This is a genomic window from Xanthomonas sp. DAR 80977, assembly GCF_041240605.1.
GTDB lineage: Bacteria > Pseudomonadota > Gammaproteobacteria > Xanthomonadales > Xanthomonadaceae > Xanthomonas_A > Xanthomonas_A bundabergensis.
The window spans coordinates 2,520,721-2,540,346 of sequence record NZ_CP162487.1; the positions used below are offsets into that span (position 1 = coordinate 2,520,721).

Annotated in this window: 20 protein-coding genes and 1 pseudogene; 9 read left to right on the forward strand and 12 right to left on the reverse strand. The window is 66.0% G+C overall.

Annotated elements, in window-relative coordinates; translation table 11 throughout:
- Positions 1–323: 323 nt before the first annotated feature.
- Both moeB and AB3X10_RS10745 read left to right on the forward strand, forming a co-directional pair.
- Positions 324–1,463 carry a molybdopterin-synthase adenylyltransferase MoeB gene (moeB, locus tag AB3X10_RS10740; RefSeq protein WP_369981397.1) on the forward strand — a complete coding sequence of 380 codons (1,140 nt, stop codon included), beginning with the start codon at positions 324–326 and terminating at the stop codon, positions 1,461–1,463.
- Between the two features lie 922 nt (positions 1,464–2,385).
- Positions 2,386–4,236 (forward strand): monovalent cation:proton antiporter-2 (CPA2) family protein, encoded by a 1,851-nt coding sequence (locus AB3X10_RS10745; protein ID WP_369981399.1) that lies wholly within the window; start codon positions 2,386–2,388, stop codon positions 4,234–4,236.
- Between the two features lie 128 nt (positions 4,237–4,364).
- On the opposite strand, the gene AB3X10_RS10750 is transcribed toward AB3X10_RS10745, so the two are convergent.
- The 3 genes from AB3X10_RS10750 to AB3X10_RS10760 form a co-directional block, all read right to left on the reverse strand.
- Positions 4,365–5,138, reverse strand: a complete 774-nt coding sequence (locus AB3X10_RS10750) for an alpha/beta hydrolase (protein ID WP_369981401.1) — start codon at positions 5,136–5,138, stop codon at positions 4,365–4,367.
- A 2-nt stretch (positions 5,139–5,140) separates the two neighbouring features.
- Complete coding sequence (locus AB3X10_RS10755) at positions 5,141–5,311, reverse strand: hypothetical protein (RefSeq protein ID WP_369981403.1); 171 nt, start codon at positions 5,309–5,311, stop codon at positions 5,141–5,143.
- A gap of 77 nt (positions 5,312–5,388) precedes the next feature.
- Positions 5,389–5,685 (reverse strand): DUF1244 domain-containing protein, encoded by a 297-nt coding sequence (locus tag AB3X10_RS10760; protein WP_369981405.1) that lies wholly within the window; start codon positions 5,683–5,685, stop codon positions 5,389–5,391.
- Between the two features lie 50 nt (positions 5,686–5,735).
- On the opposite strand from AB3X10_RS10760, the gene folD reads away from it, so the two are divergent.
- The 4 genes from folD to AB3X10_RS10780 all read left to right on the forward strand — a co-directional run bounded on the left by folD (position 5,736) and on the right by AB3X10_RS10780 (position 11,516).
- Positions 5,736–6,641, forward strand: a complete 906-nt coding sequence (gene folD, locus AB3X10_RS10765; RefSeq protein ID WP_369981407.1) for a bifunctional methylenetetrahydrofolate dehydrogenase/methenyltetrahydrofolate cyclohydrolase FolD — start codon at positions 5,736–5,738, stop codon at positions 6,639–6,641.
- Positions 6,642–6,853: 212 nt separating this feature from the next.
- Positions 6,854–8,311, forward strand: coding sequence for an IMP dehydrogenase (guaB, locus tag AB3X10_RS10770; RefSeq protein WP_369981409.1), 1,458 nt, complete (start codon positions 6,854–6,856; stop codon positions 8,309–8,311).
- A gap of 130 nt (positions 8,312–8,441) precedes the next feature.
- Positions 8,442–10,007, forward strand: a complete 1,566-nt coding sequence (gene guaA / locus AB3X10_RS10775) for a glutamine-hydrolyzing GMP synthase (protein ID WP_369981411.1) — start codon at positions 8,442–8,444, stop codon at positions 10,005–10,007.
- 306 nt (positions 10,008–10,313) lie between these two features.
- Positions 10,314–11,516: a tyrosine-type recombinase/integrase gene (locus AB3X10_RS10780; RefSeq protein WP_011666563.1), complete on the forward strand. Its 1,203-nt coding sequence runs from the start codon at positions 10,314–10,316 to the stop codon at positions 11,514–11,516.
- 89 nt (positions 11,517–11,605) lie between these two features.
- Here the strand turns inward: AB3X10_RS10780 and AB3X10_RS10785 are convergent, their stop codons facing one another.
- Together AB3X10_RS10785 and AB3X10_RS10790 are read right to left on the reverse strand one after the other, a co-directional pair.
- Positions 11,606–11,851 carry a helix-turn-helix transcriptional regulator gene (locus AB3X10_RS10785; RefSeq protein WP_015649464.1) on the reverse strand — a complete coding sequence of 82 codons (246 nt, stop codon included), beginning with the start codon at positions 11,849–11,851 and terminating at the stop codon, positions 11,606–11,608.
- A 79-nt stretch (positions 11,852–11,930) separates the two neighbouring features.
- Entirely contained in the window at positions 11,931–12,920 is a 990-nt protein-coding gene (locus AB3X10_RS10790; RefSeq protein WP_175927142.1) for a LuxR family transcriptional regulator, read from the reverse strand.
- Positions 12,921–13,002: 82 nt separating this feature from the next.
- Between AB3X10_RS10790 and AB3X10_RS10795 the strand changes: the two genes are divergently transcribed.
- Genes AB3X10_RS10795 through repC form a run of 3 tightly spaced genes read left to right on the forward strand, consistent with a single transcriptional unit; the run spans position 13,003 to position 14,977 of the window.
- On the forward strand, positions 13,003–13,224 hold the full coding sequence (locus AB3X10_RS10795) for a hypothetical protein (RefSeq protein ID WP_016254290.1): 222 nt from the start codon (positions 13,003–13,005) through the stop codon (positions 13,222–13,224).
- A gap of 15 nt (positions 13,225–13,239) precedes the next feature.
- Positions 13,240–14,118, forward strand: coding sequence for a helicase RepA family protein (locus tag AB3X10_RS10800; protein WP_011666566.1), 879 nt, complete (start codon positions 13,240–13,242; stop codon positions 14,116–14,118).
- The gene (gene repC, locus AB3X10_RS10805) at positions 14,108–14,977 is read left to right on the forward strand and encodes a replication protein C, IncQ-type (RefSeq protein ID WP_031632336.1); all 870 of its coding nucleotides are present in this window, start codon (positions 14,108–14,110) and stop codon (positions 14,975–14,977) included. The genes AB3X10_RS10800 and repC overlap by 11 nt, the downstream gene beginning before the upstream one ends.
- Positions 14,978–15,218: 241 nt before the next feature.
- On the opposite strand, the pseudogene AB3X10_RS10810 reads toward repC, so the two are convergent.
- The 7 genes and pseudogenes from AB3X10_RS10810 to merA form a co-directional block, all read right to left on the reverse strand.
- A pseudogene (locus AB3X10_RS10810) lies at positions 15,219–15,458 on the reverse strand (Tn3 family transposase); the annotation flags it as partial.
- Complete coding sequence (locus AB3X10_RS10815) at positions 15,431–15,595, reverse strand: DUF4158 domain-containing protein (RefSeq protein WP_016254289.1); 165 nt, start codon at positions 15,593–15,595, stop codon at positions 15,431–15,433. The pseudogene AB3X10_RS10810 and the gene AB3X10_RS10815, both read right to left, overlap by 28 nt.
- A gap of 2 nt (positions 15,596–15,597) precedes the next feature.
- Positions 15,598–16,158: a recombinase family protein gene (locus AB3X10_RS10820; RefSeq protein ID WP_003124096.1), complete on the reverse strand. Its 561-nt coding sequence runs from the start codon at positions 16,156–16,158 to the stop codon at positions 15,598–15,600.
- A gap of 130 nt (positions 16,159–16,288) precedes the next feature.
- Positions 16,289–17,278 (reverse strand): DUF3330 domain-containing protein, encoded by a 990-nt coding sequence (locus AB3X10_RS10825; protein ID WP_003132006.1) that lies wholly within the window; start codon positions 17,276–17,278, stop codon positions 16,289–16,291.
- Entirely contained in the window at positions 17,275–17,511 is a 237-nt protein-coding gene (merE, locus tag AB3X10_RS10830) for a broad-spectrum mercury transporter MerE (protein ID WP_003132004.1), read from the reverse strand. The genes AB3X10_RS10825 and merE overlap by 4 nt, the downstream gene beginning before the upstream one ends.
- Positions 17,508–17,873 (reverse strand): mercury resistance co-regulator MerD, encoded by a 366-nt coding sequence (merD, locus tag AB3X10_RS10835; protein WP_000995360.1) that lies wholly within the window; start codon positions 17,871–17,873, stop codon positions 17,508–17,510. Before merD ends, merE begins: the two co-directional genes overlap by 4 nt.
- A gap of 17 nt (positions 17,874–17,890) precedes the next feature.
- Positions 17,891–19,576: a mercury(II) reductase gene (merA, locus tag AB3X10_RS10840; RefSeq protein ID WP_003156770.1), complete on the reverse strand. Its 1,686-nt coding sequence runs from the start codon at positions 19,574–19,576 to the stop codon at positions 17,891–17,893.
- Between the last annotated feature and the right edge of the window lie 50 nt (positions 19,577–19,626).

Sequence of the window (19,626 nt, forward strand, 5' to 3'; positions counted from 1 at the left end):
GTCGGTCGGGCCGCGCAGGTCGCACGGCCGGCGCATTTTCGGTTCAGGCATTTTTTGCAGCCGGCGGAGCGTGCGAGCGGCTCCCGGTGCCCTTGGGCCATCGGCCGTGGCGGCGAAGCTGGAAGGCGTCCGGTTCCGTCAGCGTTCCTGGCTCGTGGCCCGAGTCCACACGGGGTCTCTTCCGCAGGTGTCGTTGCCCGTGAACAGATGCGAGAAGACGCGATCGGCCGACGTCGCCGCCGGATCCGACCCTGCCTGCCCGGGAACCGCGCACAGGTTCCGGTGCGAAGGACGCGCCACGGGTTTGCGCCGATAATGCGCGCATGAGCATTCGTGAACTGACCCCGCAGCAGGCCCGCGAGCGCGTCGCCCACGGCGCGCGCTTGATCGACGTACGCGAGGAGCACGAACGCGCCTCCGGCATGGCCGAGGGCGCGCTCGGCGTGGCCCGCGCGCAATTGCAGGACGATCCGGCCGCGCATCTGGGCGCGGCCGACGCCGAGGTGATCCTGATCTGCCAGAGCGGCAAGCGCTCGCACGAGGCGGCACTGTTCCTGCAGCAGGCCGGCTATGCCGCGGTCGCCTCGGTGCAGGGCGGCACCACGCGCTGGCAGCGCGACGGGCTGCCGCTGCAGCGGCCGGAACTGGCACCGCAGCAGCAGGATTTCTTCGAGCGCTATTCGCGCCATCTGCGCCTGCCCGAAGTCGGCGTCGACGGCCAGCGGCGCTTGCAGGCGTCGCGCGTGCTGCTGGTCGGCGCCGGCGGGTTGGGGTCGCCGGCCGGCTTCTACCTGGCCGCGGCCGGGGTCGGCGCATTGCGCATCGCCGACGACGACGTGGTCGATCGCAGCAACCTGCAGCGGCAGATCCTGCACACCGAGGCGCGGGTCGGGCAGTCCAAGGTGGAGTCGGCGGCCGCGGCGCTGGGCGCGCTGAATCCGGGCGTGCGGGTCGAGGCGCTGCGCGAACGGGTGACCTCGGCCAATGTCGAACGCCTGCTGCAGGACGTGGACGTGGTGCTGGACGGCTCGGACAATTTCCCGGCGCGCTACCTGCTCAACGACGCCTGCGTGAAGCTGGGCAAGCCGCTGGTGTACGGCGCGGTGCAGCGCTTCGAGGGCCAGGTCAGCGTGTTCGACGCCGGCCGCCGGCGCGGCCAGGCGCCGTGCTATCGCTGCCTGTTCCCGGAACCGCCGCCGCCGGAGTTCGCGCCCAGTTGCGCCGAGGCCGGCGTGCTCGGCGTGCTGCCCGGCATCGTCGGCCTGCTGCAGGCCAGCGAGGTGCTGAAGCTGCTGCTGGACATCGGCGAGCCGCTGCGCGGCCGCCTGCTGTACTTCGACGCGCTGGCGATGCGCTTCCGCGAAACCCGCCTGGCCGCCGACCCGCAGTGCCCGGTGTGCGCCCCCGGCCTGGCGTTCCCCGGCTACATCGACTACGCGCACTTCTGCGGCGTGGAGGACTGAGCCGCCACTGCGCGTCCCGCGACTGCGATCGGTCGCCACGCACGACTGCGATCGGTCGCTGCGCAGGCGGTGCCGAGCGACAAGCCCCTCTCCCCTCGGGAGAGGGGTCGGGGTGAGGGTCCGGCGCGCAGCGACTCGCGGAGGTTGGATGCACGAGGCTTCGCCCGGACCCTCATCCGCCCCTTCGGGGCACCTTCTCCCGGTGGGAGAAGGAGAGCCGTTAGCCCCTCTTCCCCCGGGAGAGGGGTTGGGGTGAGGGTCCGGCGCGCAGCGACTCGCGGAGGTTGGATGCACGAGGCTTCGCCCGGACCCTCATCCGCCCCTTCGGGGCACCTTCTCCCGGTGGGAGAAGGGAGAGCCGTTAGCCCCTCTTCCCCCGGGAGAGGGGTTGGGGTGAGGGTCCGGCGCGCAGCGACTCGCGGAGATTGGATGTACGAGGCTTCGCCCGGCCCCTCATCCGCCCCTGCGGGGCACCTTCTCCCGGTGGGAGAAGGAAGAGCCGTTAGCCCCTCTCCCCCGGGAGAGGGGTTGGGGCGAGGGTCCGGCGCGCAGCGACTCGCGGAGGTTGGATGCACGAGGCTTCGCCCGGACCCTCATCCGCCCCTTCGGGGCACCTTCTCCCGGTGGGAGAAGGGAGAGCCGTTAGCCCCTCTCCCCCCGGGAGAGGGGGTGGGGTGAGGGTCCGGCGCGAAGCGACTCGTGGGGGCTGGATGCACGAGGCCTGCGCCCCATGCACTCATCCGTCCCTGCAGGGCGCCTTTCCTCGAAACGGGAAGCAATGGTGCCGCTGGGAAGAGGTGGACCGATGCGCTTCGTGGAAATGCACACGCGCCAAGCCACACTGCACCGGAGCCGCGAGGCGCCATGACCCATCCGCACATCGGTGCATGGGGCTGGCCGGCCTTGTGCGTAGAATCCACGCATGACCAGTGCAGCCGACAGCAGTGAATTGATCAAGGTGGTGGCGTTGCTCGGCGCCGCGGTGGTGGCGGTGCCGGTGTTCCGCCGCCTGGGCCTGGGCTCGGTGCTCGGCTATCTCGCCGCGGGCCTGGCGATCGGGCCGTTCGGGCTGGGCTGGTTCGCCGATCCGCAGGCGATCCTGCACGTGGCCGAGCTGGGCGTGGTGATGTTCCTGTTCGTGATCGGGCTGGAGATGCGGCCGTCGCACCTGTGGAGCCTGCGCAAGCAGATCTTCGGCCTGGGCACGGCGCAGATCGTGGTCTGCGCGACGCTGCTGACCGGGGTCGGACTGGGCTTCGGCTTCTCCTTGCCGGTGGCGTTCATCGCCGCGTCCGGCTTCGTGCTCACCTCCACCGCGGTGGTGATGCAGTTGCTCGGCGAGCGCGGCGACATCGCGCTGCCGGCCGGGCAGAAGATCGTCGCGATCCTGCTGTTCGAGGATCTGCTGATCGTGCCGCTGCTGGCGGTGGTGGCCTGGATGGCGCCGGTGCCGGTCGCCGCCGATGCGCCCTCGCGCTGGGTCGGCATCGGCGTCGGCGCCGCGGCGATCGTCGGCCTGCTGGTGGCCGGGCGCTGGCTGCTGAACCCGCTGTTCCGCCTGCTGGCCGCGGCCAAGGCACGCGAGGTGATGACCGCGGCGGCATTGCTGGTGGTGCTGGGCGCGGCGCTGCTGATGCAGCTCGGCGGGCTGTCGATGGCGATGGGCGCGTTCCTGGCCGGGGTGCTGCTGTCCGAGTCCACCTTCCGCCACCAGATCGAGGCCGACATCGAGCCGTTCCGCGGCATCCTGCTGGGGCTGTTCTTCCTCGGCGTGGGCATGGCCCTGAACCTGGCGGTGGTGGCGGCCAACTGGACCCTGATCCTCAGCGGCGTGCTCGCGTTCATGGCGGCCAAGGCCGCCTGCATCTACCTGGTCGCGCGGCTCACCGGCAGCGGCCACGCGCAGGCGCTGGACCGCGGCGTGCTGATGGCGCAGGGCGGCGAGTTCGCGTTCGTGCTGTTCTCGGCGGCCGGTGCGGCCGGGGTCATCGATGCGCAGGTCAATGCCAACCTGACCGCGATCGTGGTGCTGTCGATGGCGCTGACGCCGCTGTTCGTGCTGCTGTACCGGCGCTGGGCGCCGGTGGAGGCGCCGTCGCTGGATGGCGTGGAAGCGGCCGACGGGCTGACCGGCAGCGTGCTGATCATCGGCTTCGGCCGCTTCGGCCAGGTCGCCAGCCAGTCGCTGCTGGCGCGCGACGTGGACGTGACCATCATCGACAACGACATCGAGATGATCCAGAGCGCGGCCGAGTTCGGCTTCAAGATCTACTACGGCGACGGCACCCGCCTGGACGTGCTGCATGCCTCCGGCGCGCACAGCGTGCGCGCGATCGCGGTGTGCATCGACAACCGCGAGGCGGCCAACCGCATCGTCGAGCTGGCCACGCAGGAATTCCCGCACGCCAAGCTGCTGGTGCGCTCGTACGACCGCGAGCATTCGCTGGAGCTGATCGCCGCCGGCGTGGACTACCAGATCCGCGAGACCTTCGAGTCGGCGGTCGAATTCGGCCAGGCCGCGCTGATCGAACTGGGCATGGCCGAGGACGAGGCCGCCGGCATCGCCCGCGAGATCCGCCGCCGCGATGCCGAGCGCCTGGAACTGGAGATCGCCGCCGGCGACGTCCGCGCCGGCAGCGGCATGATGTACGGCAACATCGCGCCGACGGTGCCCAAGCCGACCCCGTTCACCCCGCCGCGGCGCGAGAGCCGCACGCTCAATCCGGAAGCGGTGCCGGCGGCGGAGGCGGCGGACGAGCGCCGCGGCGACTAGCCGCGGCTGGACATCCTGTTGTGGGAGCGACTTCAGTCGCGACAGAGGCGTTACCGGTGAAGCCCTGTCGCGACTGAAGTCGCTCCCACAGGCACTGCGCCAGCTGGACGTCCCCGAACTGGAACGCGTCAGCGCAAGAACGCCCGCAACGCCTGCGCATAGCGCGGATCGGCGCTGACGTCGTCGTGCCCTGCGCGTGGCATCGCGACCACGGTGGGCGTCTGCGCCAGGGAATCGAGCAGGCGCTGCGTGCTCGCCGCCGGCACCACCTGGTCGCGCCCGGCCCGCAGTACCAGCAAGGGACCGCGGTAGGCGCGCAGCGCGCTGGCCGAGTCGTAGCGGTCGCGCAGCAGCCAGCGCACCGGCGCCCACGGGTAGTGCGCCTGCGCGGCTGCGGCCAGGCTGTCGAACGGGGTGACCAGCACCAGCCGCGCCAGCGGCCGCCGCGCCGCCAGCTGGCTGGCGACGCCGCTGCCCAGGCTGCGCCCGAGCACCGCGATCTCGGCCTGCGGTTGCGCGGCGCGCACATGGTCGTACAGCGCCAGCGCATCGCCGATCAGCGCCGCCTCGCTGGGCGTGCCGTCGCTGGCGCCGTAGCCGCGGTAGGCCAGCAGGTACACGCTGTAGTCGGGCAGCAGCGGCGCAAGCTGCGCGCGCGCCTGGCGCAGGTCCTCGGCGTTGCCGCCGAAGTACAGCAGGACCTTGTCGCGGCCCGGATTGACCCGCCAGCCGCGCAGGCGCAACGCCGGGCTGCGCTGCAGGGTGAAATCGGTCTGCGCCGCGGTGACCCGGGTCGCCTGCGGGAAATACAGCAGATCGCGCTGGCCCAGGTAGAGCAGGGCGCAGACCACCAGGTAGGCGACGGCCGCGATCACCGCCACGATGCCCAGATGACGCAGCATCGTCAGCGCCTGTCGGCGCGATCGGGGTGGTCCACCTCGCCGTATCCCGCATGCGGGCGGTCGTGCGTGTCGCTGCGGCAGGCCGCGCCGCGCGCGGCCCCGGATACGGCTGGCGGAAGGCCCATGCCGGTGCGCGCAGGGGAGTGGGTCATCGCCGGGTCGCTGATCGACATACGTTCCCTCGTTGTTTCTCGCCCCGCGCGCGCAAGCGCGGCAGGGCTTCTCGCGGTCAGGTTGGCAGGCAGGCGCGCTAGCCGTGCCGGCGCTGCGCCTCGGCGAAGGCCGCCAGTTGTTCCGGCGTGGCCTCGGCCTGGAACTGCGCCTTCCAGTCGGCGAACGGCATGCCGTAGATCCGCTCGCGCGCCTGTTCCTTGCTCAGGGTCTGGCCTTCGCCGGCGGCGGCCTCGCGGTACCAGTCGGCCAGGCAGTTGCGGCAGAAGCCGGCCAGGATCATCAGGTCGATGTTCTGCACGTCGCTGCGGTCCTGGTTGAGGTGCTGCAGCAGCCGCCGGAACGCGGCGGCTTCGATGCGGGTGGTGTCGGTCATGGCGGAATCGGGGACAATGGGGTCCCCAGACTCTACACCCGCTCGCTCTGATGACCGATTCCGCGCCCGTCTTCTCCGTTCCGGCCCGCATCCTCGACGGGCGGCGCATCGCCGACGAACTGCTCGACCAGCTCAAGCTGCGGGTCGATGCGCGATTGGCGGCGGGGCAGCCGCGGCCGGGCCTGGCGGTGGTGCTGGTCGGCGGCGATCCGGCGTCCACGGTGTACGTGCGCAACAAGCGCCGCGCGGCGGAAAAGGTCGGCATCGAGGCGTTCGACTACGATCTGCCCGCCGGCACCGGCGAAGCCGAACTGCTGGCGCTGATCGATCGCCTCAATGCCGATCCCAGGGTGCACGGCATCCTGGTACAGCTGCCGCTGCCGGGCATTCCCGACGCCAGCCGGCTGATTCACCGCATCGACCCGCGCAAGGACGTGGACGGTTTCCATCCGGAGAACGTCGGCCACCTGGCGCTGCGCGAATTCGGCCTGCGCCCGTGCACCCCGCGCGGCATCGTCACCCTGCTCGGGCATACCGACCAGCCGGTGCGCGGCCGCAACGCCACCATCGTCGGGGTCAGCAACCACGTCGGCCGACCGATGGCGCTGGAACTGCTGATCGCCGGCTGCACGGTCAGCTGCTGCCACAAGTTCACTCCGGCGGACGTGCTGCAGGCGCGGGTGCGCGACGCCGACATCCTGGTGGTGGCGGTGGGCCGCCCCGGCCTGATCCCCGGCGAATGGGTCAAGCCCGGCGCGGTGGTGATCGACGTCGGCATCAACCGCCTCGACGACGGCCGCCTGGTCGGCGACGTCGGCTTCGACGCGGCCGCGCAGCGCGCCAGCTGGATCACCCCGGTCCCGGGCGGGGTCGGGCCGATGACCGTGGCCACGCTGATGCAGAACACCATCGAAGCCGCGGACGCGGCCGGCATGACCAGCCATTCGGCTGTGTAAAGCCAGGATTCGGGATTCGGGATTCGTTAAAGGCAACGGCAAAGCGCGTGCGTCGGTCGATCGCGGTTGCCTCCGAGGTCGGCCGGCCGTTGGCGTCCAGGCAACCATGCAAACGGCCGGCTGCGGAAGGCTCCGCCGTTGCGAATCCCGAATCCCCAATCCCGGCCCCAAATGCGTTAAAATGCCGCGCTTCCCCACATTCGGGTCCGCCGATGCTGCGCATCCAGGCTGAAGCTCTTACCTACGACGACGTTTCGCTCGTCCCCGCCCATTCGATCGTCCTGCCGAAGGACGTCAGCCTGGAAACCCGGCTGACCCGCGACCTGCGCCTGAAATTGCCGATCCTGTCGGCGGCGATGGACACGGTGACCGAACACCGCCTCGCGGTGGCCATGGCCCAGCTCGGCGGCATCGGCATCATCCACAAGAACCTGACCCCGGAACAACAGGCCGCCGAAGTGGCCAAGGTCAAGAAGTTCGAAGCCGGCGTGATCACCGAGCCGTTCACCGTCGGTCCGGAAACCACCATCGGCGAAGTGCTGAAACTGACCCGCGCGCGCAACATCTCCGGCGTGCCGGTGGTCGACGGCAGCGAGCTGGTCGGCATCGTCACCAGCCGCGACATGCGCTTCGAGAAGAAGCTCGACGATCCGGTCCGCCACATCATGACCAAGAAGGATCGCCTGATCACCGTGCGCGAAGGCGCCAGCGACGAGGAAGTGCTGCAGCTGCTGCATCGCAACCGCATCGAGAAGATCCTGGTGGTCAACGACAGCTTCGAGCTGCGCGGGCTGATCACGGTCAAGGACATCCAGAAGAAGACCGACAACCCCAACGCCGCCAAGGACGCCTCCACGCGCCTGCTGGTCGGCGCGGCGGTCGGCGTCGGCGGCGACACCGAGCAGCGCATCGAACTGCTCGCCGCGGCGGGCGTGGACGTGGTCATCGTCGATACCGCGCACGGCCATTCGCAGGGCGTGATCGACCGCGTGGCCTGGGTCAAGAAGACCTATCCGCAGCTGCAGGTGATCGGCGGCAACATCGTCACCGGCGATGCCGCGCTGGCGCTGATGGACGCCGGCGCCGACGCGGTCAAGGTCGGCGTGGGTCCGGGCTCGATCTGCACCACGCGCGTGGTCGCCGGCGTCGGCGTGCCGCAGATCACCGCGGTGGACATGGTCGCCGAGGCGCTGCAGGACCGCATCCCGCTGATCGCCGACGGCGGCATCCGCTATTCCGGCGACATCGGCAAGGCGCTGGTCGCCGGCGCCTCCACGGTGATGGTCGGCGGCCTGTTCGCCGGTACCGAGGAAGCGCCGGGCGAGGTCGAACTGTTCCAGGGCCGCAGCTACAAGAGCTATCGCGGCATGGGCAGCCTGGGCGCGATGGAGAAGGGCAGCAAGGACCGTTACTTCCAGGACGCCTCCGACGCCGACAAGCTGGTGCCGGAAGGCATCGAAGGCCGCGTGCCGTACCGCGGCCCGCTCAGCGGCATCATCCACCAGCTGATCGGCGGCCTGCGCGCCACGATGGGCTACGTGGGCTGCGCGACGATCGAGGACATGCGCACCAAGCCGAAGTTCGTCACCATCACCGGTGCCGGCCAGCGCGAGAGCCACGTCCACGACGTGCAGATCACCAAGGAACCGCCGAACTACCGCATGGGCTGACGCCCATGCGCGGGAGTGGGGATTCGGGATTGGGGATTCGTAGTCGCCCGCCGCGTCTCCACCGGCAGTGCGCATCGCCGCCATCCCGCTGTTGCGAATCCCCAATCCCGCATTCCCAATCCCGGCCCCAATGACCAACATCCACAGCGACAAGATCCTCATCCTCGATTTCGGCGCGCAGTACACGCAGCTGATCGCGCGTCGCATCCGCGAGCTGGGGGTCTATTGCGAGATCTGGGCCTGGGACCACGACCCGGCCGAGATCGCCGGCTTCGGCGCGAAGGGCATCATCCTGTCCGGCGGCCCCGAATCGACCACGCTGCCGGGCGCGCCGGTCGCGCCGCAGGAAGTGTTCGACAGCGGCCTGCCGGTGTTCGGCATCTGCTACGGCATGCAGACCCTGGCCGCGCAGCTGGGCGGCGCCACCGAGGCCGCCGACCAGCGCGAGTTCGGCCATGCCGAAGTGGACGTGGTCGCCCCCGATGCGCTGTTCTCCGGCCTCAGCGACCATCCCGGCGCCGCGCGCCTGAACGTGTGGATGAGCCACGGCGATCATGTCTCCAGGGTACCGCCCGGCTTCACCATTACCGCCGTCACCGACCGCATCCCGGTCGCGGCGATGGCCAACGAGGCCAAGCGCTGGTACGGCGTGCAGTTCCATCCGGAAGTCACCCACACGCTGCAAGGGCAGACCCTGCTGCGCCGCTTCGTGGTCGACGTCTGCGGCTGCGAGACCCTGTGGACCGCGGCCAACATCATCGACGACCAGATCGCGCGCGTGCGCGCCCAGGTCGGCGACGACGAGGTGATCCTGGGCCTGTCCGGCGGCGTGGATTCGTCGGTGGTCGCCGCGCTGCTGCACAAGGCGATCGGCGTCAAGCTGACCTGCGTGTTCGTCGATACCGGCCTGCTGCGCTGGCAGGAAGGCGACCAGGTGATGGCGATGTTCGCCGAGCACATGGGCGTCAAGGTGATCCGGGTCAATGCGGCCGATCGCTATTTCAGCGCGCTGGCCGGCGTGAGCGACCCGGAGGCCAAGCGCAAGATCATCGGCAACCTGTTCGTGGAGATCTTCGACGAAGAGTCGAACAAGCTGGCCAACGCCAAGTGGCTGGCGCAGGGCACGATCTACCCGGACGTGATCGAGTCGGCCGGCAGCAAGACCGGCAAGGCGCACGTGATCAAGAGCCACCACAACGTCGGCGGCCTGCCCGAGCACATGAAGCTGGGCCTGGTCGAGCCGCTGCGCGAACTGTTCAAGGACGAGGTGCGGCGCCTGGGCGTGGAACTGGGCCTGCCGCGCAGCATGGTCTACCGCCATCCGTTCCCCGGTCCCGGCCTGGGCGTGCGCATCCTCGGCGAAGTGAAGCGCGAGTACGCCGAACTGCTGGCCAAGGCCGATGCGATCTTCATCGAAGAGCTGCGCAAGGCCGATCTGTACGACAAGACCAGCCAGGCGTTCGCGGTGTTCCTGCCGGTCAAGTCGGTGGGCGTGGTCGGCGACGCGCGCGCCTACGAGTGGGTGATCGCGCTGCGCGCGGTGGAGACCATCGACTTCATGACCGCGCACTGGGCGCACCTGCCGTACGACTTCCTCGGCACCGTCTCCAACCGCATCATCAACGAACTGCGCGGCGTCTCGCGCGTGGTCTACGACATCTCCGGCAAGCCGCCGGCGACGATCGAGTGGGAGTGATTCCACGTCTGGCATCGGCTGGCACTGAGTAGCACGAAAACACACCTAAGCCCGCGTCACTGCGGGATTTTTTGTGACTTGGTTCGGCACCATCAGGCAATCTTTGGCATCGCCAAGCACCAATTTTTCATGGCATGATAAATGGCATTGAGTGCTTCGATACCATGAGATGCCATCGATACCATGCAGTCCACTTTCTTGGGTTCATGGTATTGATCTGACGTAGTGCAATGATTTTATTGTGTTTTACGTCAAGATGGGACGGGTTCCAGATCATGGTATTTGAGCCGAACTAAGGCGAGAACCATGCTGACCGATACCAAGCTGCGTAACCTCAAGCCGAGGGACAAGCTATACAAGGAAAACGACCGTGACGGCCTCTATGTGGCCGTCACGCCCGCCGGAGCGATCTCGTTCCGCTACAACTACTTGATCCACGGCCGGCAGGAGACCATCACCTTCGGCCGCTATGGCGTTGGCGGCATCACCCTTGCGGAAGCCCGCGAGCGGTTGGGCGAGGCCAAGAAGATGATCGCGGCCGGGAAGTCGCCGGCCAAAGAGAAGGCGCGGGACAAGGCCCGCGTCAAGGATGCGGAGACGTTCGGGGCGTGGGCGGAAAAGTGGCTGCGCGGCTACCAGATGGCTGACTCCACCCGCGACATGCGCCGTTCAATCTACGAGCGCGAGCTGAAGCCTAAATTCAGCAACCAGAAGCTGGTGGAGATCACCCACGAGGACTTGCGGGCGCTGACCGATGCCATCGTGGAGCGCGGTGCACCGGCGACCGCAGTGCATGCTCGCGAGGTGATGTTGCAGGTCTTTCGCTGGGCCATCGAGCGCGGCCAGAAGGTCGAGAACCCGGCAGAGCTGGTGCGGCCGACGACTATCGCCAAGTTCGAGCCGCGCGACCGTGCGCTGACGCCCGACGAGATCCGTCTGATGTATCAGTACATGGAGCGCATCGGCACAACGCCATCCATTCGGGCTGCCGCCAAGTTGTTGCTGCTGACGATGGTGCGCAAGAGCGAGCTGACCAACGCGACCTGGAGCGAGATCAACTTCAGCGAGGCGCTTTGGACCATCCCGAAGGAGCGGATGAAGCGACGCAATCCGCACCTGGTGTTCCTGTCCCGGCAGGCGCTGGACATCTTCATTGCCCTCAAGACCTTTGCCGGCGGATCGGACTACGTGTTGCCGTCGCGGTACGACTCGGACTTGCCCATGAGCAGCGCCACGCTCAACCAGGTGCTGACGCTGACGTATCGGCTGGCGCAGAAGGAAGGGAAGTCGCTCGCCAAGTTCGGGCCACATGACTTGCGGCGCACAGCCAGCACGTTGTTGCATGAGGCCGGCTACAACACGGACTGGATTGAGAAGTGCCTGGCGCACGAGCAGCGAGGCGTCAGGGCCGTCTACAACAAGGCCGAGTACCGCGAGCAGCGGACGGCGATGTTGCAAGACTGGGCGGACATGATCGACGAATGGACACTGAAGCGGCCGAAGGCGTAAGCCAGAAGATGACAGTTTGCTCGCCTGCCCGAACATCGAGGCATGGCCCCGGGTTTCATTGACACTTGAGGGGCGCTGCGTTTTAGCCGCTAAAAAGTGGCTGCTGCGACCGACGGGGTGAAGCCGGGACGCATGGCCTGAGTGCCCGATGCCTTGCGCGCCTCGATCCATTCCTCGACCTCGGCCAAGTCCCAGGCGACGTTTCGGCTGGTGAGCGCAATGCGACGCGGAAACTCCCCGCGCTGCTCCATATTGAAAATCGTGCGCTCAGACAGCGGGATCATCGCCAGTAGCTTCTTGCGGTTGATGAGCGTCTTACTTGTCGTTGTCTGCATCCCTTGGCCTCTTTCAGTCACTTGCGAACATGTGCCTGATGGTGCCTGTGAATGCGGATTGTTTCGTTCTATTAGTTGGTCAATTTGGTTGACGCCGCGAGCGCGACTTTGAACTCAAGTGGAACATCGCAGGGATCGACGCCAGTGCCTTCGATACGGCTTGGCGTTCTATACCTAGCTTTCGCGCAATCTCCGACTGGTTGAGCCCAGACCACTGGAGCATCAGCATTTGTTTTTTGCGGTCTGACAGCTTCGAGTCCACCATGAGCCGCGCTTGATTGCGCAACTCCGCTTTGTCTGCTGGCTGAAAGGTTTGGCCGGCGACGTAGTGGAAGAAGTAGCTGTCAACCAGTTGATCGCCCGATTTCACTTGAGGCGTAGCTGGCTTTGCGCACTGCTGGCTGAGCCTGGCGAGTTCGAGATCGAACTGCGCGAGTGAGCGTCTTGCTTGTCTGTATGAGGGATTCCATGCGCCATTCGGCAATTTGGGCCGGTGATCCAGGCAGTACAGGCTGCTGAGTCGAAGTTTCTCCTCGGGGTCGTCAGCCTTTGGGTCATCGCTCCCACCGGCGAACGAGGTCAACTCGGCGAGTGCTCCGCAAAACCGGCAGAAGCCCTGCTGACGTTCACCATTCAGGCGGGTGTCGCGCACCTGTGACTTGGCTGGTCGTTTGCACGCACAGTCCCACACCAGTTCGATCAGTGATTCCAGCGTTGCGACAAAACGCTGATCTCTCGCAGACTGTCGATCTTCCGTGAGAACGAACGCGCGCAGCAATTGCCGCTGCAAGCGAACCATCGCATCAAGCCCCACCAGTTGAATGATCGCGCTGAAGCTCACTCCCGTGCCGGCGCCGGGGACGTGGCCCGAATAGCGCACTGGAAGGGCTGCCATGTAGGCGGCCACGGCGGGATCGATCAGTTCCTGTATCAATCGCACGATGGGATAGCGCCGCGAGGATGCGGAGTACGGCCGCCAGCGATCTTGAAACTGCCGGATGGCTTCCGAGACGGTGGGGTCGCAACCTTCCCAGATAACGATGATTGGGTCATTCTTCATGTCAACCATTTTGGACAATTAATAAGATGTAGGCAACCCCCAATAGCACCTAACCTTCGTAGCAATTCAGTTGATAACGGAGGTTTACGCAATGACGATAGAAGACACGCTGCTGCAACGCTTCGGCCCACTGCTAAGCATCGCGCAGCTCGCCACTGTCCTTGATCGCTCGCCTGATGGACTGCGGATCAGCTTGCGCGCAACGAACGAGTGGGCGCAGCGAATCAACAGGGCCCGCTTGAAGATCGGCCGGCGGGTCTACTTCCGAACCTCGCAGATCGCCGAGGTGTTGAGCGACGAGTCCCTGTACTGAGCGGGGAACAGCGTCATGGCGATTGATGTACTGGCGGCGTTTGAGCACGAACCGCCGGTGCTGGACTTCTTATGGCCTGGCTTCCTGGCGGGAACGGTCGGCGCGCTCGTCGCCCCAGGGGCTACGGGCAAGAGTTTCTGGGCGCTAGAAGCGGCCATGAGCATCGCATGCAGCGTTCCGGGTGGCGACCTCGTGGGCCTTGCCCCCGCACATTCCGGGCGCGTGGTCTATCTGGCCGGTGAAGACCCGCCGCCCGCGCTTGTGCGGCGCGTTCACGCCATCGGCCAGCACCTCGGGCACGCAGCTCGCCAAGCCATCGCAGAGAACTTGGTGCTTGAGCCGATCATGGGCAAGCGCATGGACATCATGAACAAGGCTCACCTGCGCCGCGTCATTGAGGACGGTGCCGGGGCGAGGCTGATTGTGCTGGATACCCTGAGCCGTATTCACGCCCTCGATGAGAACAGCAACGGCAACATGGCCCACCTCGTGGCCGTGTTGGAGCACGTTGCGGCCACCACGGGCGCATCCGTGCTCTACCTACACCACGTCAGCAAGGGAAGCGCCCGCGAAGGGCAAACCGACCAGCAGCAGGCTGCGCGTGGCGCATCGGCGTTGATCGACAACGCCAGGTGGTGTGGTTACGTCGCTCGCATGACCGAGGATGAGGCAAAGCGCCTCAGCGACCGCCCCCACGACCGGCAGCCCATCGGTAATGAGCGCCGCAGCTACTTCGTGCGTTTCGGCGTCAGCAAGCAGAACTACGACGCCACGCCGCTTGATCGCTGGTACATGCGGCACTCCGGCGGCGTACTGGTGCCAGTGGAACTGCATGAGGCCCGCAGGAGTGAGGAGAAGGGATGCGATGGCCGGAGGCGAAGCGATGGCTTTTGACCTCACCCATGCCAGGCACGATCCAATGCACTGCTTGGTCCCCGGCTTGTTCCGCAGTCTCAAACGCGGAGAACGGAAGAAACTCAAGCTCGATGTGACGTATCACTACGCCGAGAATGAACAAGCGCGGTTCGTCGGCTTTGAGCCGCTCGGTGCCGATGACATGCGGCTGCTGCAAGGTCTGGTGGCTCTTGGCGGGCCGAAAGGCATTATCCTGACGTCGGAGCCAACAGCAGACTTACCGAAGCAGCTCCGTCTATTCCTTGAGCCAAAATTTGACGCGGTAGGGCAGGATGCGCTTGTCGTGAGAGAGAGCATGGCCAGCCTACTAAGCGAGATCGGCTTGACCGATGGCGGCGACAATATCAGGGCGATCAAGGCGTGCTTGCTGCGCATGGCAAACGTGACAGTAGTAGTCACCAAAGGGAGCAGGCAACGGTCTTTTCACTTGATGAGCTATGCCTTCGATGAGGAGGACGGACGGCTATTCGTCGCGCTGAATCCTCAGATTGCAGAGGCGATTCTTGGGCGGCGTCCGTATACCCGCATTGAGATGGCCGAGGTGCGGGCGCTACAAACCGATCCGGCCCGCCTGATTCACCAACGACTATGCGGCTGGATCGATCCTGGCAAAGCCGGCCGCGTGGAACTGGATACCCTTTCCGGTTACGTTTGGCCGGACGACGCGAACGCTGAGGCCATGAAGAAGCGCCGTCAGAAGGCCCGCAAGGCTCTGGCCGAGCTTGCCGCCGTGGGCTGGAAGGTGTCCGAATATGCGGAAGGGAAGTGGGAAATCGGGAGGCCGAAGCCCGTAGTAACGTTCCCCAATCTCCGTAGTAACGTTCCCCTTCACCCGTAGCAACGTTCCCCGCCAAAAACTGGAAAACACAGTAACGGCGCGGGCTTGCGGCTGGTTCGAAAATTCCATCCATGATCTTCCAAGATCATCCACTAGGCGCGGCATTTGCCGCCGCCCTGTAGGGCGACGCCAAGCCCTTGCCGATGGTCGGCCTTCGGCCGTTGAGTTGTACGCCAGAAGAGGTGGTCAGCTCCGGTCGGTCCTTTTTGGGGTCGCCTCAGAAAACGGAAAATAAAGCACGCTAAGCCGGTTGCAGCGGTCGTAGCGGCCTGAACTTGCCCGCGCCGATCTTGGCGCTGCTGCGCCAGAGGTAATCGCCGGTGAGGTTGATGTGCTCCCAACCGAGCGGCGACAGGTACTGCAACAGCGCGTCATCAACGGCATGGCCGTTGCCACGCAGCGCGTGCGCAGCCCGTTCCAGATAGACCGTGTTCCACAACACGACGGCAGCCGTTACCAGATTGAGGCCGCTAGCCCGGTAGCCGGGCCGCGCCGCTGCCGGATGATGGAGAGGTCGGTTTCGCTGAACGTGTAGTGACGGATCAACTCATCCTTGGTGTCCGGCAACGCCAGCAGGCTTTCGCGCTCGGCGGCGGACAGGATTGAACGACGTGGCATATTTACTGATCCGTTCTCAAGTATTGATACAGGGTTTCGCGACTGATTCCGAATTCACGAGCCAGCTTGGTCTTTTGCTCGCCAGCCTCGACACGTTGGCGCAGTTCGGCAATACGCTCAGACGACAGGGATTTCTTCCTGCCACGGTAGGCCCCGCGCTGCTTGGCGAGCGCGATGCCCTCGCGCTGCCGCTCGCGGATCAAGGCGCGTTCGAACTCGGCGAACGCGCCCATTACCGACAGCATCAGGTTCGCCATCGGCGAGTCCTCGCCGGTGAAGGTCAAATGCTCCTTAAGGAACTCGATGCGTACGCCGCGCTGGGTGAGGCCCTGCACCAGGCGGCGCAGGTCGTCGAGGTTGCGCGCCAGACGATCCATGCTGTGCACCACGACCGTGTCGCCTTCGCGCACGAAGGCGAGCAGCCGTTCCAGTTCGGGCCGCCGTGTGTCCTTGCCCGACGCCTTGTCGGTGAACACTTTATCCACCTGGATCTGTTCGAGCTGCCGTTCTGGGTTCTGGTCGAAGCTGCTGACGCGGACGTAACCGATGCGCTGACCGTGCAAGGTATCCTCCTGAGGGAAATGTGTCAGGAAGAAATCTATGACCCTTGACGGCGTATGTCAATCAATTCGGAAGGCAACTCTATTCTGACGATTTAGCGCCGGATGGTCTGACGCCAAGTTAGGGTATGCCTCAATCTGACGGTAGCGAGTCGCAGGCGTTCGGATCGGCATCGGTTTCGTTCCCTGTCTTGGCACGCGCTTCGAAGCGTTGATAACACTCCAACCCGCAGAAGTGCTCGACGTATTCCGCGCCTTCCGGGGTGAAGGCGGCATCGAGCGGGATTTCCTTGCAGCACACGCAGCAACTGGTGGTGGTCGAGTCACTTGCATTCATGGTGGCACCCCTCCATTGACTGACGAAGACGGCGAATGCCGCCGCCGGCATTGGCTTCGCGAACAGGAAGCCTTGTCCTGTGTCGCAGTCCGCTTGTCGCAATAGATCAAGACTCGCCGATGTTTCCACGCCTTCAGCCACCACATCCATGCCCAGCCCGTGCGCAAGCTGAATCACGGTGTGCACGATGGTTTGGTCGCGGCGGTCGTTGGCGAGCCCGGCGACAAACGATTGGTCGATCTTGAGCGTGCTGATTGGGCAGCACTTCAGATGTTGCAGACAGGAATACCCCGTCCCGAAGTCATCGGCGGCGAAGCGCACACCGATCTGCCGCAAGGCGTCCAGGGCGGGGAAGATCGCCGGATCACCAAACGCGACCGATTCGGTCAGCTCGATTTCGAGATACTCGGCGGGCAACTCGGCATCAGCCAGCACGCCCTTTACCCACCCGTCGAAGTCCGGTCCCACTTGGCTCGCCGAAACATTGACGGCCAGCCGGAACGGTCGCCATGCCAGCATTCGCCAGTCACGCATCTGGCGGCAGGCTTCGCCCAGCACCCAAGCGCCGATTTCAGGCATCAGGCCGGACGATTCGACCACGGGCAGGAACTGGCCCGGTGGCAATAGTCCAAGCGTCGGATGACGCCAGCGCAACAGGGCTTCCGCGCCGACAATCCCACCACTGCGCAGATCGACGACGGGCTGGTAGTGCAGTTCAAGCTGCCCGCGCTCGACCGCTTGGGCCAGTTCCGGCGTCGTCCATCCATCCGGCCGGAAAGCGCTCATTCTCTTTCCCTGAATGCCCGCAGCGCCCGCGACAGGGACAGAAGGAACAGGCCGGTCAAACCGAGCGCCGCGATGACCCAATGCTCGCCGAGGAAAGCACCGGCGGTTGTGCCGGCCAGCACGACAGCGAGGATGGGCAGGTGGCAGGGGCAAGTCAGCACAGCCAGTCCGCCCCACAGGTAGCCGGTGATCGGTTTGTGCGTCTCGGACGGCAAGCGCTCGGGGTTGTTCATGGCAGACTCTCCGCGTGCTGTGCCGGCTCGGTCGGCAGGGTGGCCAACTGCACTTCCAGATCGGCCAACGCTTCGCGCCGACGCTCGACGAACTGACGCAGCAGGGCAAGCTGCGCGGCCGCTTCGTCGCCGTCCGCCGCATCCAGCGCCCGGCACAGCCGCGCCAGCGCGTCGAGGCCGATGCCCGCCTCGAAGGCCGCCCGCACGAAGCACAGCCGTTGCAAGGCGGCGTCATCGAACAAGCCGTAGCCGCCTGGTGTGCACGCCACCGGGCGCAGCAATCCGCGCAGCAGGTAGTCGCGCACGATATGCACGCTCACCCCGGCATCAAGAGCCAGCCGGGACACCGTGTAGGCGTTCATTGAACACCTCCTTTTTCTCACCCGGCGCAGCAGGAAAGCTGCTTCACATCCTTGTTGAAGGTCTGCGCCGCGAGCTTCAACCCCTCGACCATCGTCAGGTAGGGGAACAACTGGTCGGCCAGTTCCTGCACCGTCATGCGGTTGCGAATGGCCAGAGCCGCCGTCTGGATCAGTTCACCCGCTTCCGGCGCGACCGCCTGTACGCCGATCAGCCGATGGCTGCCTTCCTCGATAACCAACTTGATGAAGCCGCGTGTGTCGAAGTTGGCGAGCGCACGCGGCACGTTGTCCAAGGTCAAGGTGCGGCTGTCGGTCTCGATCCCGTCGTGGTGGGCTTCCGCCTCGCTGTAGCCCACGGTCGCCACTTGCGGATCGGTGAACACCACGGCCGGCATTGCGGTCAGGTCGAGCGCCGCATCGCCGCCGGTCATGTTGATCGCGGCACGGGTGCCGGCCGCTGCCGCCACATAGACGAACTGCGGCTGGTCGGTGCAGTCGCCGGCCGCGTAGATGTTCGGGTTGCTCGTGCGCATGCCTTGGTCGATGACGATGGCACCTTGCGCATTGACAGTGACCCCCGCTGCGTCCAGCGCGAGGCTGCGCGTGTTCGGTGTCCGACCGGTGGCAACCAGCAGTTTGTCGGCGCGCAATTCACCGTGCGTGGTGGTCAGCACGAATTCACCGTCCATATGGGCGACCTGGCTGGCTTGCGTGTGCTCCAGCACCTCGATGCCCTCGGCACGGAAAGCGGCTGTCACCGCCTCGCCGATGGCCGGGTCTTCACGGAAGAACAAGGTATTGCGCGCCAGGACCGTGACCTTGCTGCCCAGCCGGGCAAAGGCTTGCGCCAGCTCCAGCGCCACCACCGACGAGCCGATTACGGCAAGGCGTTCGGGAATGGTGTCGCTCGCCAGGGCCTCGGTGGAAGTCCAGTAGGGTGACTCTTTCAAGCCCGGAATCGGCGGGACCGCCGGGCTGGCACCCGTGGCGACCAGGCAGCGGTCGAACATCACGACGCGCTCGCCACCCTCGTTCAAACGGACGGTAAGGCTCTGGTCGTCCTTGAAGCGCGCCTCACCGTGCACAACGGTGATGGCCGGATTACCGCCCAGGATGCCTTCGTACTTGGCGTGCCGCAGTTCGTCGACGCGGGCCTGCTGCTGGGCCAGCAGCTTACTGCGGTCAATCGTAGGCACAGTTGCCGCAATACCGCCATCGAACGGGCTTTCCCGGCGCAGATGGGCGATGTGGGCGGCGCGGATCATGATCTTGGACGGCACACAGCCGACATTGACGCAGGTGCCGCCGATGGTGCCGCGCTCGATCAGCGTGACCTGCGCGCCTTGCTCGACGGCCTTCAGCGCCGCCGCCATCGCGGCTCCACCGCTGCCAATGACCGCTACCTGCACCGGGGGCTCGTTGCCACTGTGCTTTTCGGCGGCGGCCATCCATCCCCGCACCTTGTCGAGCAGTCCGACGCGGTTGTCCGCCAGTGGCGCATCGGCTAGCGTTGCCTTGTAGCCCAGTCCGGCCACGGCGGCAGTCAGCGCGTCCGGCGATGTGCCCGGCACGATGGCGAGTTGCGCTGTGCCCTTCGGATAGGACACCAGCGCCGACTGCACGCCTGGCACTTTTTCCAGCGCTTCCTTGACGTGCGCCGCGCACGAGTCGCAAGTCATGCCGGTGATTTTTAGATGGGTCATGCAACAGATCCTTTATCGTTTGTGGCGCCAGACAATGACGTCCGTTGTGC